This is a genomic window from Citrobacter sp. wls706 (assembly GCF_005281305.1).
GTDB lineage: Bacteria > Pseudomonadota > Gammaproteobacteria > Enterobacterales > Enterobacteriaceae > Citrobacter > Citrobacter werkmanii.
Genome location: NZ_SZXG01000031.1, coordinates 337,534 through 353,642, shown reverse-complemented (window position 1 = coordinate 353,642; position 16,109 = coordinate 337,534). Strand labels below are relative to the sequence as shown.

General features: G+C 52.4%; 14 protein-coding genes. 6 read left to right on the top strand and 8 right to left on the bottom strand.

Going from position 1 to position 16,109, the window contains the following annotated elements:
* Position 1: 1 nt before the first annotated feature.
* From FDW92_RS12315 to ttrS, 5 genes are all read right to left on the bottom strand, one after another.
* Positions 2-2,104: an aldehyde ferredoxin oxidoreductase gene (locus FDW92_RS12315; protein ID WP_038640295.1), complete on the bottom strand. Its 2,103-nt coding sequence runs from the start codon at positions 2,102-2,104 to the stop codon at positions 2-4.
* A gap of 112 nt (positions 2,105-2,216) precedes the next feature.
* Entirely contained in the window at positions 2,217-2,843 is a 627-nt protein-coding gene (locus tag FDW92_RS12310; RefSeq protein ID WP_038640293.1) for a ferredoxin-like protein, read from the bottom strand.
* A 475-nt stretch (positions 2,844-3,318) separates the two neighbouring features.
* Complete coding sequence (gene fumD / locus FDW92_RS12305) at positions 3,319-3,528, bottom strand: fumarate hydratase FumD (protein ID WP_003029345.1); 210 nt, start codon at positions 3,526-3,528, stop codon at positions 3,319-3,321.
* A 92-nt stretch (positions 3,529-3,620) separates the two neighbouring features.
* Entirely contained in the window at positions 3,621-4,205 is a 585-nt protein-coding gene (gene ttrR / locus FDW92_RS12300; protein ID WP_042308736.1) for a tetrathionate respiration response regulator TtrR, read from the bottom strand.
* The gene (ttrS, locus tag FDW92_RS12295; protein ID WP_137400641.1) at positions 4,180-5,913 is read right to left on the bottom strand and encodes a tetrathionate respiration histidine kinase TtrS; all 1,734 of its coding nucleotides are present in this window, start codon (positions 5,911-5,913) and stop codon (positions 4,180-4,182) included. The genes ttrR and ttrS overlap by 26 nt, the downstream gene beginning before the upstream one ends.
* A gap of 227 nt (positions 5,914-6,140) precedes the next feature.
* Between ttrS and ttrB the strand changes: the two genes are divergently transcribed.
* The 3 genes from ttrB to ttrA are packed head-to-tail and all read left to right on the top strand — an operon-like array spanning position 6,141 to position 10,956.
* Positions 6,141-6,875: a tetrathionate reductase subunit TtrB gene (ttrB, locus tag FDW92_RS12290; protein WP_042308740.1), complete on the top strand. Its 735-nt coding sequence runs from the start codon at positions 6,141-6,143 to the stop codon at positions 6,873-6,875.
* On the top strand, positions 6,876-7,898 hold the full coding sequence (gene ttrC / locus FDW92_RS12285) for a tetrathionate reductase subunit TtrC (RefSeq protein ID WP_042308742.1): 1,023 nt from the start codon (positions 6,876-6,878) through the stop codon (positions 7,896-7,898).
* Positions 7,891-10,956: a tetrathionate reductase subunit TtrA gene (gene ttrA / locus FDW92_RS12280; protein WP_042308744.1), complete on the top strand. Its 3,066-nt coding sequence runs from the start codon at positions 7,891-7,893 to the stop codon at positions 10,954-10,956. The genes ttrC and ttrA overlap by 8 nt, the downstream gene beginning before the upstream one ends.
* A 78-nt stretch (positions 10,957-11,034) precedes the next feature.
* Here ttrA and FDW92_RS12275 read toward each other — a convergent pair whose 3' ends face one another.
* Genes FDW92_RS12275 through FDW92_RS12265 form a run of 3 tightly spaced genes read right to left on the bottom strand, consistent with a single transcriptional unit; the run spans position 11,035 to position 13,552 of the window.
* Positions 11,035-11,847, bottom strand: a complete 813-nt coding sequence (locus tag FDW92_RS12275) for a MetQ/NlpA family ABC transporter substrate-binding protein (RefSeq protein WP_003029358.1) — start codon at positions 11,845-11,847, stop codon at positions 11,035-11,037.
* Positions 11,848-11,868: 21 nt separating this feature from the next.
* Positions 11,869-12,537 (bottom strand): methionine ABC transporter permease, encoded by a 669-nt coding sequence (locus FDW92_RS12270; RefSeq protein ID WP_042308747.1) that lies wholly within the window; start codon positions 12,535-12,537, stop codon positions 11,869-11,871.
* A complete protein-coding gene (locus FDW92_RS12265; protein WP_042308749.1) occupies positions 12,530-13,552 on the bottom strand; it encodes an ATP-binding cassette domain-containing protein in 1,023 nt (340 codons plus the stop codon). Before FDW92_RS12265 ends, FDW92_RS12270 begins: the two co-directional genes overlap by 8 nt.
* Positions 13,553-13,927: 375 nt before the next feature.
* Here FDW92_RS12265 and FDW92_RS23250 point away from each other — a divergent pair, with 375 nt between their 5' ends.
* The 3 genes from FDW92_RS23250 to lpp all read left to right on the top strand — a co-directional run bounded on the left by FDW92_RS23250 (position 13,928) and on the right by lpp (position 16,088).
* A complete protein-coding gene (locus tag FDW92_RS23250) occupies positions 13,928-14,122 on the top strand; it encodes a hypothetical protein (RefSeq protein WP_249357174.1) in 195 nt (64 codons plus the stop codon).
* Between the two features lie 7 nt (positions 14,123-14,129).
* Complete coding sequence (gene pykF, locus FDW92_RS12260; RefSeq protein ID WP_006684766.1) at positions 14,130-15,542, top strand: pyruvate kinase PykF; 1,413 nt, start codon at positions 14,130-14,132, stop codon at positions 15,540-15,542.
* 309 nt (positions 15,543-15,851) lie between these two features.
* Positions 15,852-16,088 (top strand): murein lipoprotein Lpp, encoded by a 237-nt coding sequence (lpp, locus tag FDW92_RS12255; RefSeq protein ID WP_003029373.1) that lies wholly within the window; start codon positions 15,852-15,854, stop codon positions 16,086-16,088.
* Positions 16,089-16,109 lie beyond the last annotated feature (21 nt).

Genomic DNA, 16,109 nt, shown 5'->3' with positions numbered 1-16,109 from the left:
CTTACGCTGGCAACAGATCTTGTGCCGCCAGATCGGCTGCCACATCCTCAAGTCCTAGTCGATTCAGCGTTTCGCGCGTAGGGCAGCCCAGCTCCGGATCCCAGCCCATTTCCTGATAGAACATCGTCAGTGACAGGCGCATGTCCTCCCGGTCCATCTTGTCGGTCCCCTCGGTGAAGACCGGGATCTTCGGATCTTTATCAAACACCCAGGAGCAGATGAGATCATGCTCATTGCGCATATCTTTGGTTTGCATCAGTTTGACCGTATAGGCGCGATGCAGGGTAAAGATACGTTCAGCGGCCAGATCCAGACTCGCCTGCGTGGTTTCATCGCCAGTAACTGCCTGGAAGAATTTCGCTTCCAGATCCAAATCTCCGCGATAATTACGGCTCTTGAGCGGCGAAACCGTCATCGGCCAGACCCAGTTGCATAGCGTGACCGCGTTATGCAAACAGACTTTCAGCAACGTCCATTTGGCATATTTGATCTTCGCGGCATTGATCGGGGTGTAGTTTTTGGTTTCGTCGTATGCATCCTGCGAACCAAACAGTTCGCCCGCCACTTCGCGCTGTAATTTCAGCGGCAAACCGGAACCGATGAAGTTAATATGGGTATGCGTCATGCAGTCACGGTTAAACATACAGTTGGTGATCGCCCCAACCTGTGCTGAAGCCTCGTTAGCGTGGTGGACAGGAAAACCAAACGGCGACCACAGTTTGTTTTTGGCATAACCCCAGTACTCTTCGCCCAAATCCCAGCGTTCAGCAATGGCATATGATCCGTCCGCAAGGTGGCTGAGTTCCCCCACGCGATGCGCCAGCCGATAGTAAAAATCCTTAATAAAATTAGGATCGCCAGCTTCCAGTTGATCCCAGCGGATCTCCGCATACTCTTCCGCCGGCAGTACGCGCTTAAAAACACCTTTCGAGTAGCAATAAGTAAAATCACGGTGCAACTGCCCGTAGTTACACCAGATGCCATAATCGTCGAACAGGTTCAGACCAATCAGGTTTCCCACCACCCGCCCATCGTCTTTATCGTCAAAATCTTTCGGGCCATTGGGGAAAATGGTGGTGTGCACAAAGTTCGCCACGCAGGTGTTGCCACCGGTACTCGGTACGCCAAAATCTTTCACCCGCGGAACATTGAGCTGTGACATACAACGAATGGGGCATGAATGGCAGCCGCTCATTTTTACCGTGTATTTCTCAGCGGCAGGTCCGAGATCGAACACGGATTTATAGGTACGGAAACCGACGGTATTCTGGTTACCCGGCGGGATTTCACCCGTTTCGATTGGCCCGCCTTCCGCCGCTCCCCAGAACAGTCCCTTGCGGGCCGTCCAGCGCGAGTTTGGCGAAGAGTATTCTGCCCAGGCCTGCGGGGTGCTCGGTACAACGTGGTTGTTGTTGGCGCCGATAAGCTCGGTCATCATATAGTCATTGAGCCGCTTCATCTCTTTGCGGTCGGCGATATTGACCCCTTTGGTCCCTTCTACCGCAATAGCCTTCAGATTTTTCGAGCCCATCACCGCGCCAGTACCGGCGCCTCCGCTGTGGTTGCGGCTGTTGATCATGCAGGAGAGCGGTACCAGATTTTCCCCCGCCTGGCCAATCGCGGCGACGCAAGTCTCAGGGCTGGTAATGCGGCAAATCTCTTCGGTTGTGGCGCGCGTGCCCTTGCCCCACAGGAAATCGGCTTTTTCGATGCTGACCTTATCGTCTTTAATATTGATCCAAACAGGTGACGCGGACTTACCTTCGATAATAATGGCGTCGTAACCGGCAAATTTCATCTGTGCGGCAAAGAAACCGCCCATGTGGGCATCTACGACTAAATTACCTTTGGTAAATGTTGACAAGGAGGTGATATTGACGCGGGAGCTACAGGGTGCGCCCGAGCCGGTTAATGGCCCGGTGGCGAAAACCAGCTTATTCCCTTCATCAAAAGGCATGGTGCCTGGCGGGACTTCGTCGTACATAATTTTATACCCAAAGCCCATCCCACCGATAAATTTCTTAAATTTACTGGAATCTTCATGGGTGATATTACCCGTGGTGAGATTGATCCGTAAAATATTACCTGTCCAACCATTAGCCATCATGTTTTCCTTTGCAAGAAGGTTTAATAGATATACCCGTCAGGCAGTTTTTTATTCAAAACTGCGCTATTTTTGGCAATTAATGACGCGTATCAGGCATGCCTGCCCTCTATCAAACGGTAATATCTTTCCACTCGATAATTTTTAATGCCCCAGTAGGACAAGCATTGGCGCATTCCCCGCATAACACACATTTTGAGGATTTTTTCGTTTCTGTGTTAACGGTCGCCATCATCCACGGGCAGGCTGTGGTACAAGCGCTACAGCCAATGCAACGTTTGTGGTCTACGGCAATACAGCCGTCTTCCTGCTTCCAGGTAATGGCGCCAATTGGGCAGACCTTCATGCATTGCGGATCTTTGCATTGGCGGCAGGTATCCGCGGTATAGTTTAAATCACCATACAGTCCGCCACCGGACCCGACGCCATCATCGCCAAAGAAGTAATTACGATGAATTTTGATGCGGGAAAAGAAGGTGCCAACGGCCCCATCGTTATAATTGGTACAGGAAATTTCGCAGCGATGACAACCGGTGCAGCGTGCTCGCTGCGTTACCAGCACCCCTTTCGGCGTATTGATAAGGCCAACTGTACCGCTGTCGATATCTTCCTGCTTACAACCAAAAAGTGATAACAACGCGGGTGCAATGGTCAGTCCTGCCAGACCCTTTCCGGATATACGTAAAAATTCCAGCCGCGTTAAACCACAATCTAAAAATGGACGATCAACCTGGTTCATTTATTTCGCATCCTCTTCGCAAACGCAGTGGCAGCAACACATCCAGGCTAATTTTTGCACGCAGATCGGCCGATTCGGCCATTAATGTTGCCAACAACACGTGAATATTTGCCCTAACCTGATCGTATAAATGACGGTGGTTAAACTGAATGAATCTAATCCTTTAGGGTTAGGCACAAAGATAATGTGGTTATTTAGGGATCGTCGTTTTGATCGTCATCAATTAAAAAACGGAAGGGAAATAATTAATGCGGAGTGAGATTTATTATCATTAAGATAAGTTGAAATAACATTTCATATGGCTTGCAAATATTTGTGACTCTACTCGCATATATATTTTTATATATCAATCGATATACAACAAAATATACAACGATGCAATTCTTTAATTGCAGTCCTGAATTATATATATTGATAGAATAACGTGACGAGAATAAGAGGATGGCGCAAGAAACTACCCTCCTCTTTTGATGGATTATCCGGCCAATGCTTTAATTACGGTCTCAATGGCTTGTTTTTCTAGCTCACTGCGCTTTACACGCTGGTTGGCGAGGGTGGTTCTCAGCACACCTGCAATGACGATATGCTTTGGCTCTTGTCCCAGATCGCGCATTTCCAGTACTACTTTACCGACTACTCTGCACATTTCACGGTACAACTCGTCGTCTTTGGTCTGATTTCCCATATTTGCCCGCTCGTCATTAACTCAAACCAACAGCATATATCACTCTGGCTAATTAGACAAAATTCAATGAAAATCAAACAAATGTCATAAATCTACTGGATCCGCTGTAGTCGGTTTACCAACTCAGCAAGGCTCCGCGCCTGCATTTTTTCCATCACCCGCGCGCGATGAACTTCAACCGTACGCACCGCAATATTCATGGCGTCAGCAATTTCCCGATTCATTAACCCTTTTGCTACCAGTTGCGCCAACTCTCGTTCCTTTGGCGTGAGCATCTGATAGCAGGCCACGATCTCTTGTCGCGAGAAGGCGGCGTGAGAAATCTGCAACGCATGCTCTAACGCCGCCTGAAGCGGCTCGGCGGACACCGGCTTTTGCAAAAAATCGACCGCGCCACGTTTCATTTGTTCAACCGCCATCGGCACATCGCCATGCCCGGTAAGGAACACCACTGCCAACGAACTTTCTCGTTGGCGCATCGCTTCATGCACAGCGCGCCCATCCATTACCGGCATACGCATATCCAGCAACAGTACGCCGACCTGATACAGGTTTGCCTCAGCGAGGAATGTTTCGCCTTGATCCCAACAACATACCTCGTATCCCAGGCTTTCCAGTAAAAACGCACAGGCCTGAGTGACGGCAATGTCGTCATCCAGCAGATGAATTATTGCCACTACGGCCTCCCTCCCGGTTTTGCTTAAAATGTAATGTCACCACCACGCCCGCTTTTTCATCAGGAGCCTGATGATTTTTGATCCCAATCTCTCCATTCGCGTAACGCACCAGCCGCTGACAAATGGCTAATCCCAGCCCCATGCCCTCTTTACGGGTGGTCATAAACGGCTGAAAAGCCTGGTACAACTGTGCCTCATCAATACCGCCAGCGTTATCCTGCACCCAAATACGCACATCCCCCTCCTCACGCTGGGCGCTGAACCACACCGTGGTTGCCCCTGCCTGGGCCGCATTAAGCACCAGATTGGCCAGCACCTGCTCAAGCAGAACGCTCGGCAGCGTTAGCGTTAACGTCTTATTTACCTGAGCTTGTAGCGCTACCCCCGGAAATTGCTGGGGCATACGCAATAATTGCCAGACGTGATGAATAGCATCATGCACGTTGACGGCTCGCCAGTCATCGGTCATCACCGGATTACCCTGCGCCTGACTGACCCACTGGCGCAGATTGTGCAATGTGTCAGCCCCCCGCTGCGCCTGGGCATCAATGTTCTCCAGCGCAGGTAATAACGGATGCTGCTTATCCTGACCGCGCAGGCGGATCAAACAGCCCTGCGCATAATGGCGGATAGCCGACAGCGGCTGATTGAGTTCGTGGGCAAACCCGGAGGTCATCTCGCCAAGTACACTCATTTGGCGAGCGGTTTCCAGCGCCTGTTCTTGTTTGCGCAGCAGAATGCTGTTCCGCTCCAGTTGCCTGCCGCGACGACGAACCAGCAGCATCACCCAGATATAATTGAGCGTCAGCAGCAACAGCACAACGGCCACAGCCCCCATAGCGAGCCGGTGCTGGATAAACCAACTTTTGACGTCCAGCCAAAGCTGGCGCTGCTGCGGATGCTGGCGGACATCACGCAGCAACGCTTCTACCTCGCGTGTCGAGGCAGGCGCCCCCCAGCGAAACGTTGCATTCTGCGGCGCATTGAACAGCACCCGTGTGACGCGATCGGCCAACTCGTCGCTCACTGCAGGCAGTGCCGCAAACGACCAGTCAGGATACAGTGGCGTACTGGTTAAACAGGGAATCGAGGTGGGATGGTTGAGTACAGCCCTAAAGTCCGTTTTATGAATGAGCCCTTCCTCATCCATGTTTTCCAGCAGACACACCGGCACAATCACCGCCTGCACGGCTTTTTCGCGTAATAGATAGAGTAAGGCATCGGCAGGAAAACCGGTAAACGTCAGGCGTAAATCGCGTTCCGGGCGCAGACCGGCATCGCTAAGTGCTTTATACCCCAACAAATAGCCGCCAAAAGCCTGAGCATCAATGGCGCCAACCGTTTTACCGATCAGATCATGCGCGGAAGCGATCCCACTATCGCGCCTGACGAGAATCGCGCTGCCAATCACGTTACTGGCGGCTTTGCCTCCACGGGTAGAACGTAACGACGCCAGCCAGCGTAACGCAGAACGGCTGTTTAGCTGTACAAACTGCGCCGGATTGGTGACCACAAACTGTACCGTGCCACGATTCACTGCCTCCTGCATCTGCCGTAGGTCCAACGGTTGTATATGAAACTGCTCACCGGGAATTTGCTGATTCAACAGGGTTTCCAACGGCTGCCAGTGCTGACGTGTGGAGATCTCCCCACGCATTGCCAACACGCCAATGTTCCATGTCTGCGCCGCAACCGTGCCGCTTAGCATCCACAGCGACGCCAGCACCGTCAGGCATCTTACTACGTTGCGTCCCACTCAATTATCCCTGTCAATTATGTTGTTTTAGATCAACAACAAGCCGGGTATGTGGTTAACCACAATAGAGTACCCCCCGTCACGATTTTTACACTGTAAATCATTGGAATTCTTTATTCATCACACTCAAATCAACGGCGTGACCAATGTTTCGTTGTTGAACCGTGACGGGAGAAAATATGGACAGCAGTAAACGGCAGTTTCTCCAGCAACTGGGCGTCCTGACCGCTGGCGCTTCACTGGTTCCGCTGGCTCAGGCGCAATTCCCCTTCTCGCCTGAACGCCATGAAGGCTCACTCAAGCATCGCTACGCCATGCTGATTGACCTGCGACGCTGTATTGGCTGCCAGGCCTGTACCGTCAGTTGCGCCATTGAGAACCAGACGCCGCAGGGGGATTTCAGAACCCTCGTTAACCAGTATCAGGTGCAGTTGACAGGCCAGCAAAGCGTCACCAACGTCCTGCTGCCGCGCCTGTGCAACCATTGCGATAATCCACCTTGCGTACCCGTTTGTCCGGTGCAGGCCACCTTCCAACGCGAAGACGGCATCGTAGTCGTCGACAACACCCGCTGCGTGGGTTGCGCTTACTGCGTGCAGGCCTGTCCATATGATGCGCGGTTCATCAACCACGAAACGCAAACCGCCGATAAATGCACTTTTTGCGTACACCGCCTGGAAGCGGGCCTGCTCCCGGCCTGCGTAGAATCCTGCGTCGGCGGCGCGCGTATCATTGGCGATATCAAAGATCCGCACAGCCGGATTTCTCAAATGCTGCACGAACACCATGAGGCCATCAAGGTGCTGAAACCCGAAAGCGGAACATCACCGCACGTGTTTTATCTGGGTCTGGATGAAGCGTTTGTCACCCCGTTAATGGGACGTGCTCAACCCGCTCTCTGGCAGGAGGTTTAAATGAACCATTCACTGATTATCGAAGAGGTTCTGGCCCATCCACAGCATGTAAGCTGGTTACCCTGGGCCGTACAGTATTTCTTTTTCATCGGTATTGCCGCCTGCGCCGCGCTGTTCGCCTGCGTGCTGCACTGGCGTAAACAGAAGACGGCAGAACTGGAAAACCTGACGCTGTTAATCGCCCTGACCTGTGCAATAACCGCCCCGTTGGCGCTGACCGCTGATTTACACCAAACCGCCCGCGTCTGGCATTTTTATGCTTATCCGACGCCATGGTCCTGGATGCCATGGGGCGCACTGTTTTTACCGCTGTTTACCGGCTTCCTGGGCCTGTGGTTTCTGGCACAGCACGTTAAGCAGTTAACACTTAAAAGTTACAGTGTAACTAAATGGTTGGCCGTCGGTAGCGCCTTGTCTGCTATCGGACTACTGGTTTACACCGGTCGCGAAGTGTCGGTGGTGCAGGCGCGTCCCGTCTGGTTCAGCTACGCCTTTCCGGTTGCAATGTTCCTCAGCGCGCTGCAAACGTTCCTCGCCTTGCTCATCGCTGCAACAAAAAGTGAAGGATCTTTGCTGCGCAAACTGGCGTGGGGACAAATTGTCGCCTTGAGCGCGCTGGCTATCGTGGTGGCAATTTGGGTGAGCAGTAATACGCTATCCGGTTCAGCAATCCGCCAGTGGCTGGATGTCGCCTCTTCGGCACGGCACTACGCCATCGGCTGGGTTGCGCTATGGCTTATCTCGCTTGGCCTTTGCGGGCTGGTGCTGCGTTTTCCATTATCGCGGCCGCTGCACATATTACTGGCGTTTAGCGCCATGGCGTTGTGCTGGCTGATGCGCTGGACGTTACTCATCCAGGTACAGACCGTACCGAAATTTAACGCCCAGTTTAATCCTTACACCCTGCCCGGCGGTACCGATGGCTGGCTGGCCATTGTGGGCACCTTCGGCCTGTGGATAGCACTGATTATTATTGTTCGTGAAGCCCTGAACGCGATCGCAAGGAGAATGCAACATGGCTAATTTAACCCGTCGTCAGTGGCTTAAAGTCGGTCTTGCTGTAGGTGGCATGGTGACGTTTGGTCTGAGTTATCGGGATGTAGCAAAGCGCGCGCTGGACGGTTTGTTGGACGGTACCTCTGGTAAAATTACCCGCGACCGCATCTTTGGTAATGCGCTCATCCCTGAAGCCAATGCCCGGCCGCAATGGCAGCAAAATCCGCAGCAGGTGATCTCAATGACGCAGTGCTTTGGCTGCTGGACACAGTGCGGTGTGCGGGTACGCGTTGATAGTGAGCAAGGCAAAGTGCTGCGCATTGCCGGTAACCCTTATCATCCATTATCTCACGAGCACCATATTGACGCCTCGGTTCCCTTTGCCACGGCAATGGCGCAACTGGCGGGCGAGTCGGGTCTGGACGCGCGCTCCACCGCCTGCGCTCGTGGCGCAACATTACTTGAAGGTTTGTACAGTCCACTGCGCATTCTGCAGCCCATGAAACGCGTTGGCAAACGCGGTGAGGGAAAATGGCAGCGCATCAGCTTCGAACAATTGATCAAAGAAGTGGTGGAAGGCGGCGATCTGTTTGGTGAGGGCCATGTTGACGGCCTGCGGGCTATTCACGATCCCCATACACCGCTTGATGCCAGACATCCCAGCTTTGGGCCAAAATCCAATCAGTTGCTGGTCACCAATACCAGCGATGAAGGACGTGATACGTTTTTACGTCGCTTCGCGCTGAACAGTTTCGGCAGTAAAAACTTCGGCGCACATGGCGCTTACTGCGGCCTGGCCTATCGAGCCGGTTCTGGTGCGCTAATGGGGGATCTGGATAAAAACACCCACGTGAAACCCGATTGGGATAATGTCGAGTTCGCGCTGTTTATGGGAACCTCTCCAGCGCAATCCGGTAACCCGTTTAAGCGCCAGGCTCGCCAGCTCGCCAGCGCCCGTTTACGCGACGACTTCCGCTATGTGGTGGTAGCGCCAGCCCTGCCATTAACCACGGTACTGGCTGACGATCGCGGCCGCTGGCAGCCCGTGCGTCCGGGAAGCGACTCCGCGCTGGCGATGGGTATGATCCGCTGGATAATCGAAAAACAACGCTATAACGCCGATTATCTCGCCATTCCCGGCGTGCAGGCCATGCAGCAGGCCGGAGAAAAAAGCTGGAGCAACGCCACGCATCTGGTGATTACCGATGAGATCCCAAATCTTGCCGGACAGCATTTAACCCTCGCGCATCTGAACGCAAACGCCGCCCAGGAGCCGGTGGTCGTTAACGAGGCCGGCGATATTGTCGCTGCCAGCGGTTGCCCACGCGCGCAGTTGTTTGTCATCCGCGAAGTTACGCTGGCAGACGGTCAGACAGTAACGGTAAAAAGCAGCCTCCAGTGCCTGAAAGAATCCGCCGAAAAACTAACGCTCGCGCAATACAGCCAGCAGTGCGGCGTGTCTGAAGCAGACATTGGCACCCTGGCCGACGCGTTTACCCGCCACGGACGTAAAGCGGCGGTGATCGCTCACGGCGGAATGATGGCAGGCAATGGATTTTATAACGCCTGGTCGGTAATGATGCTCAATGCGCTGATTGGCAACCTGAGTCTTGAAGGCGGCGTGTTTGTCGGCGGCGGTAAGTTCAATGGCGCCACCGATGGACCACGCTACAACATGGACAGTTTCGCCGGGAAGATTAAACCAAAGGGATTAAGCATCGCACGCAGTAAAACCGCGTATGAGTCTTCCGAAGAGTATCGCAATAAAGTGGCCGCCGGCCAATCACCCTTCCCGGCAAAAGCCCCGTGGTATCCGTTTGTGGCAGGTCAACTTACTGAGCTTCTTGTCTCGGCACTCGAAGGCTACCCTTATCCGCTAAAAGCCTGGATCTCCAACATGACCAACCCGTTTTACGGCATCGCTGGGTTACGCGGAGTGGCGGAGGAGAAGCTTAAAGATCCTGCGCGTTTGCCGTTATTTATCGCCATTGATGCCTTTATGAACGAAACCACAGCGCTGGCAGATTACATCGTGCCGGATACCCATAACTTCGAAAGCTGGGGATTCAGCGCCCCGTGGGCGGGCGTCGCCAGCAAAGCCACCACCGCTCGCTGGCCCGTGGTCAGAGCCGCAACCAGTAGTACCACTGACGGTCAACCGGCTTCAATGGAATCTTTCTGTATTGCGGTAGCGAAACGCATTGGCTTGCCTGGTTTTGGTGATAATGCGATTACCGACTCGCAAGGCAATCAGTATCCGTTAAATCGAGCGGAAGATTATTATCTGCGCCTCGCCGCCAATATTGCGTTTATGGGCAAAGCACCGGTCCCGGAAGCACAGCCGGAAGACATTGCCTTGACCGGGGTGCAACGGATCATGCCGGTGATAACGCAAACGCTGAAAGCCGATGAAGCCAGCCGGGTGGCATTTGTATATTCACGCGGTGGGCGTTTCGCTCCAGCCAGCAGTGGCCGGGTGGAGAATCGCGTCGGCAATGCGTGGGAAAAACCGTTGCAAATCTGGAATGCGAATGTCGCCGCGCACCGCCATGCGATAACCGGAGAACGCTACAGCGGCTGCCCGGCCTGGTATCCTTCTCGCCTGTCGGATGGACGTATGGTCGAGGAGTTGTTCCCGGAACAAGAATGGCCACTGAAATTGATCTCCTTTAAATCCAATACCATGTCCAGCGCCACGGCGGTGATCCCGCGCCTGCATCATCTGAAGCCGGTTAATCTGGTGGCGCTCAACCCGTATGACGGTAAGCGGTACGGTTTAGCACATGGTGATACGGTACGTATCACCACGCCTGGCGGTCAGGCACTGGCGCAAATAAGCCTGCTGCATGGCGTGATGCCGGGAGTTATCGCCATTGAACATGGCTATGGACATAAAGAAATGGGCGCGGCGCAGCATACGCTCGACGGCGAGCCGATGCCATTTGACGCGCAGATAAGGTCGGGAATTAATCTTAACGATCTTGGCTTTGCGGATCCTACCCGGCAGGTAACCAATACCTGGCTTGACTGGGTGTCGGGTGCGGCGGTACGCCAGGGGCTGCCGGCAAGAATTGAGCGAGTGTAACTTTCGCGTCGGGTGGCAACACTAACGCGTTTTATCCGGCCTACAGGACGTTGTAGGCCGGATAAGGCAAGAAGCGGATCAGTTATTTACCGGGATCACCGCGCCTTTGTATTTCGTGCGGATCCAGTCCTGAATCTCTTTTGAATGCAGTACGTCTACCAGCGCCACAATATCCTTTTTCTTCTCATCGCCACGATGTACGGTAATGATGTTGGCATACGGGTTGTTTTCACCGCTTTCGACGGCAATCGGATCTTTCACCGGATCCAGCCCCGCATCGATAGCATAGTTCGCGTTAATCACCACCGCATCGCCTTCGTCGTTGTTGTACATCTGCGGTAACAGCGCCGCTTCCACGTTAGGCAGGAACTTCAGTTTTTTCGGGTTTTCCACGATGTCGCTAATGCGCGCGGTAACTTTATCCACCCCCGGCTTCAGCTTGATCACACCCTCTTTTTCGAAAATCGACAGAATACGGCCTTCCTCAGATACCGCATCGCGCATGATCACCTTACCACCTTCCGGCAGATCTTTAAGTGATTTCACCTTCTTCGAATAGATACCAATCGGCTCAATGTGGATCGCTCCGGCGCTGACGAAGTCGTAGGTTTTATCGCCTGCATGATCTTTAATCACGCTGTTCAGATACGGAATATGCTGGAAGTAGTTAGCGTCAATCTCACGGCCAGCCAGCGCGGTATTCGGCAGGATGTAATCCTGGAACGGTTTAATTTCCAGGTCGATCCCCTGCTTTGCCAGAATCGGTTTGGCCTGCTCAAGGATCTCCGCATGCGGTACGTTTGATGCGCCAACGGTTAGCGTATCAGCCCAGGAGGCGAAACTAAGGGCGCTTAAGGTTGCTGCGGCGAGTAATGTCAGTGATTTTTTCATGATAATGGTATCCGTATTTTATTAGCGTTTATCTAACAGAGAGGTGATCACATCGCCGCAAAGCTGGATGATGAAGACGATGAGCAGAATCGTCACCGTCGCCACCAGCGTGACGTCGCTGTGGTTGCGCTGGAATCCTTCCAGATAGGCCAAATTCCCTAAACCCCCGGCACCAATGACTCCCGCCATCGCGCTGTAGCTGACCAGCGCAATCAGCGTCACGGTGATCCCGGACACCAGAGCGGGAGAAGATTCCGGCAGTAAAACCCGAAAAATAAGCGTACTCAGACGCGCGCCCATCGAACGTGTCGCTTCAATAACGCCTTTATCGACTTCACGCAGGGCAATTTCGACCAGACGCGCATAAAACGGCGCGGCCCCCACGATCAGCGCAGGCAATGCAGCATTGGCGCCGAGAATGGTGCCAACCATCGCTTTGGTAAACGGGATCAGCAGCACGATCAAAATGATGAACGGGATCGAACGGAAGATATTCACCACCAGCGAAATCGCGCTATACACGGCGCGGTTTTGGAACAATGCACCGCGTGCGGTCAGAAACAGCGCCAGGCCAAGGGCGACGCCAAGAACAAAGGTCGCCACGCCAGAAAGCGCTGTCATATAGAGCGTTTCCTGCGTTGCTGCGAATAATTGATCCCATTTCAGATGGGGGAACAGTTCTTCAGCCATGTTGAATCACCTCACCTTCAATGTCGCTATGGCGCAGGTCGGCCAGAATATTGCTCAGTTGCTCTCCGGTAGCCACAACGTGCACCCATAGCTGACCAAACACGCCGTGTGCGGTTTGCGTCATCTTGCCGTGCAAAATGTTAAACGGCAGGCCGTAGCGCAGGGTCAATTCTCCGACCACAGGACGGTGGGTGCGTTGCCCGGTAAACGTTAGCTTGATCACCACGCCGCCCAGTTCGCTTGCCAGTTGTGGGTTGAACTCGTCTTCTTCGGCGTATTGGCTCACCTGACGAACGAATTGTCGGGTAATCGGCTGTTGCGGATGGGTAAAGACGCTGAGCACGTCACCTTCTTCAACGACTTTGCCGTTCTCCATCACCGCCACACGGTCGCAGATTTTGCGAACCACGTGCATTTCATGGGTGATCAACACAATGGTTAATTTGAAGCGACGATTAATATCGAGCAGTAAATCAAGGATCTGATCGGTGGTTTGCGGATCCAGCGCGGAGGTGGCTTCGTCGCACAGCAGTACGTCAGGGTTGTTCGCCAGTGCGCGGGCAATGCCCACCCGCTGTTTTTGTCCGCCGCTGAGCTGGGACGGATAAGCATTCTCGCGACCACTCAACCCAACCAGCGTAATCAGTTCGGCAACCCGCGCTTTGATGGACGCCTTTGGCGCCCCCGCGATTTGCATAGAGAAAGCAATATTTTCGCTAACCGTGCGCGACCACAGTAAGTTGAAATGCTGGAACACCATACTGATTTTCAGTCGCGCCTGGCGCAGAGATTCTCCGCGGGCGGCAGAGATATCGTGGCCGTTAATCGTCACACTGCCCGAGGTCGGCTTTTCCAGACCATTAAGCAAGCGAATTAAGGTGCTCTTACCCGCCCCACTGTAACCAATAATTCCGTAAATCTGCCCCTGCTCAACCGTCAGATTGACGTTATCGACAGCGGTAATAGCAAGCCTGCCTGGCGTAAACACTTTTGAAATATTTTTCAGGACAATCATGTCGTTTGGGTATCCGCTGCTGTTTTAGTTATCCTGCTAGCGCCTTTAGCTGTTTAGCAGTATGGATGTCCAAACGAGTGTAATGAGTGAAATTGGCTTTTAGAATGAATTAAAACGTATTTGATATAATTTTTAGGAATATGTTCTCAACATTGAAAACACCCGTATAAATCTGCTTATTTGGGACGGCAAACGCAGTTTGTTGCGCAACAAATTACTTCTGTGCTCAACGCCTTTATCCATACCGATGAACAAATTAATGAATATTTTTTGTCAAACTGCACAGAAGTGTTTTGAAACAGCGTTTCCATTTTCCTTTTAGATAAAATTCAGCGTATAATGCGCGCCAATTGTCTCTTGAATGGTTTCAGCACATTGACCTGTAAAACTCAACGACTACAAAACTCACCTTCCCGTTGGGCTGAAACGCAAGCACATATTCCTCTGCACGCTCTTTCGATGTCACCTATCCTTAGAGCGAGACATCACCACTTTCGTAACTCAGGTTTAGCTTCCCGTCCGTGCGCGATGGGAGCCAGATTTCCCAATCCTTCTCAACTTAAAGACTAAGACTGTCATGAAAAAGACGAAAATTGTTTGCACCATCGGTCCGAAAACCGAATCCGAAGAGATGTTAACCAAAATGCTGGACGCGGGCATGAACGTCATGCGTCTGAACTTCTCTCATGGCGATTACGCAGAACACGGTCAGCGCATCAAGAATTTGCGCAACGTGATGAGCAAAACCGGCAAAAAAGCTGCCATTCTGCTCGACACCAAAGGTCCGGAAATTCGTACCATTAAACTGGAAGGCGGCAACGACGTTTCTCTGAAAGCAGGCCAGACCTTCACCTTCACCACCGACAAATCCGTTGTCGGCAACAGCGAAATCGTTGCTGTGACTTATGAAGGCTTCACGAAAGACTTGTCCGTTGGCAACACTGTACTGGTTGACGACGGCCTGATCGGCATGGAAGTTACCGCTATCGAAGGTAACAAAGTTATCTGTAAGGTGCTGAACAACGGCGACCTGGGCGAAAACAAAGGCGTTAACCTGCCGGGCGTTTCTATCGCGCTGCCAGCACTGGCTGAAAAAGACAAACAGGACCTGATTTTCGGTTGCGAACAGGGCGTTGACTTCGTTGCGGCATCCTTTATCCGTAAACGTTCTGACGTGGTTGAAATCCGCGAGCACCTGAAGGCGCACGGCGGCGAAAACATCCAGATCATCTCCAAAATCGAAAACCAGGAAGGCCTGAACAACTTCGACGAAATCCTCGAAGCCTCTGACGGCATCATGGTTGCTCGTGGCGACATGGGCGTTGAGATCCCGGTTGAAGAAGTTATCTTCGCGCAGAAGATGATCATCGAGAAATGTATCCGCGCACGTAAAGTCGTTATCACTGCGACCCAGATGCTGGACTCCATGATCAAAAATCCGCGCCCTACCCGCGCTGAAGCTGGCGACGTAGCTAACGCCATCCTCGACGGCACTGATGCAGTCATGCTGTCTGGCGAATCCGCAAAAGGTAAATACCCGCTGGAAGCGGTCACCATCATGGCGACCATCTGCGAACGTACCGACCGTGTAATGACCAGCCGTCTGGATTTCAACAACGACAGCCGTAAACTGCGCATCACCGAAGCCGTTTGCCGTGGCGCGGTTGAAACTGCAGAAAAACTGGATGCTCCGCTGATCGTGGTTGCAACCCAGGGCGGTAAATCTGCTCGTGCAGTGCGTAAATACTTCCCGGATGCCACCATCCTGGCGCTGACCACCAACGAAACTACCGCGCGTCAGCTGGTGCTGAGCAAAGGCGTTGTGGCTCAGGTTGTCAAAGAAATCAGCTCTACCGATGATTTCTACCGTCTGGGCAAAGAAGTTGCTCTGGAGAGCGGTCTGGCGCAGAAAGGTGACGTTGTGGTTATGGTTTCTGGCGCGCTGGTTCCAAGCGGCACGACCAACACTGCATCCGTTCACGTACTGTAATAATTCCACCGCGAATTAATTTGCTTAAAAAAGCGCCCTCGTGGCGCTTTTTTTATTTTATCGATAGCCACAATTAATAAAAAATCAAATCGGATTTCACTATCCAATCCGTGATTATCTAAGATGAATCCGATGGAAGCTTTCTGTTTTCACTCGGTTTTTTAGCCGTTTTTGCACAATTCGATGCTTCTTTGAGCGAACGATCAAAAATAAGTGCATTCCCATCAAAAAAATATTCTCAACATAAAAAAGTTTGTGTAATACTTGTAACGCTACATGGAGATTAACTCAATCTAGAGGGTATTAATAATGAATCGTACTAAACTGGTACTGGGCGCGGTAATCCTGGGTTCTACTCTGCTGGCAGGTTGCTCCAGCAACGCTAAAATCGATCAGCTGTCTTCTGACGTTCAGACTCTGAACGCTAAAGTTGACCAGCTGAGCAACGACGTGAACGCAATGCGTTCCGACGTTCAGGCTGCTAAAGATGACGCAGCTCGCGCTAACCAGCGTCTGGACAACGCAGCTACTAAATACCGCAAGTAATAGTAACTGTGTAATAAAAAT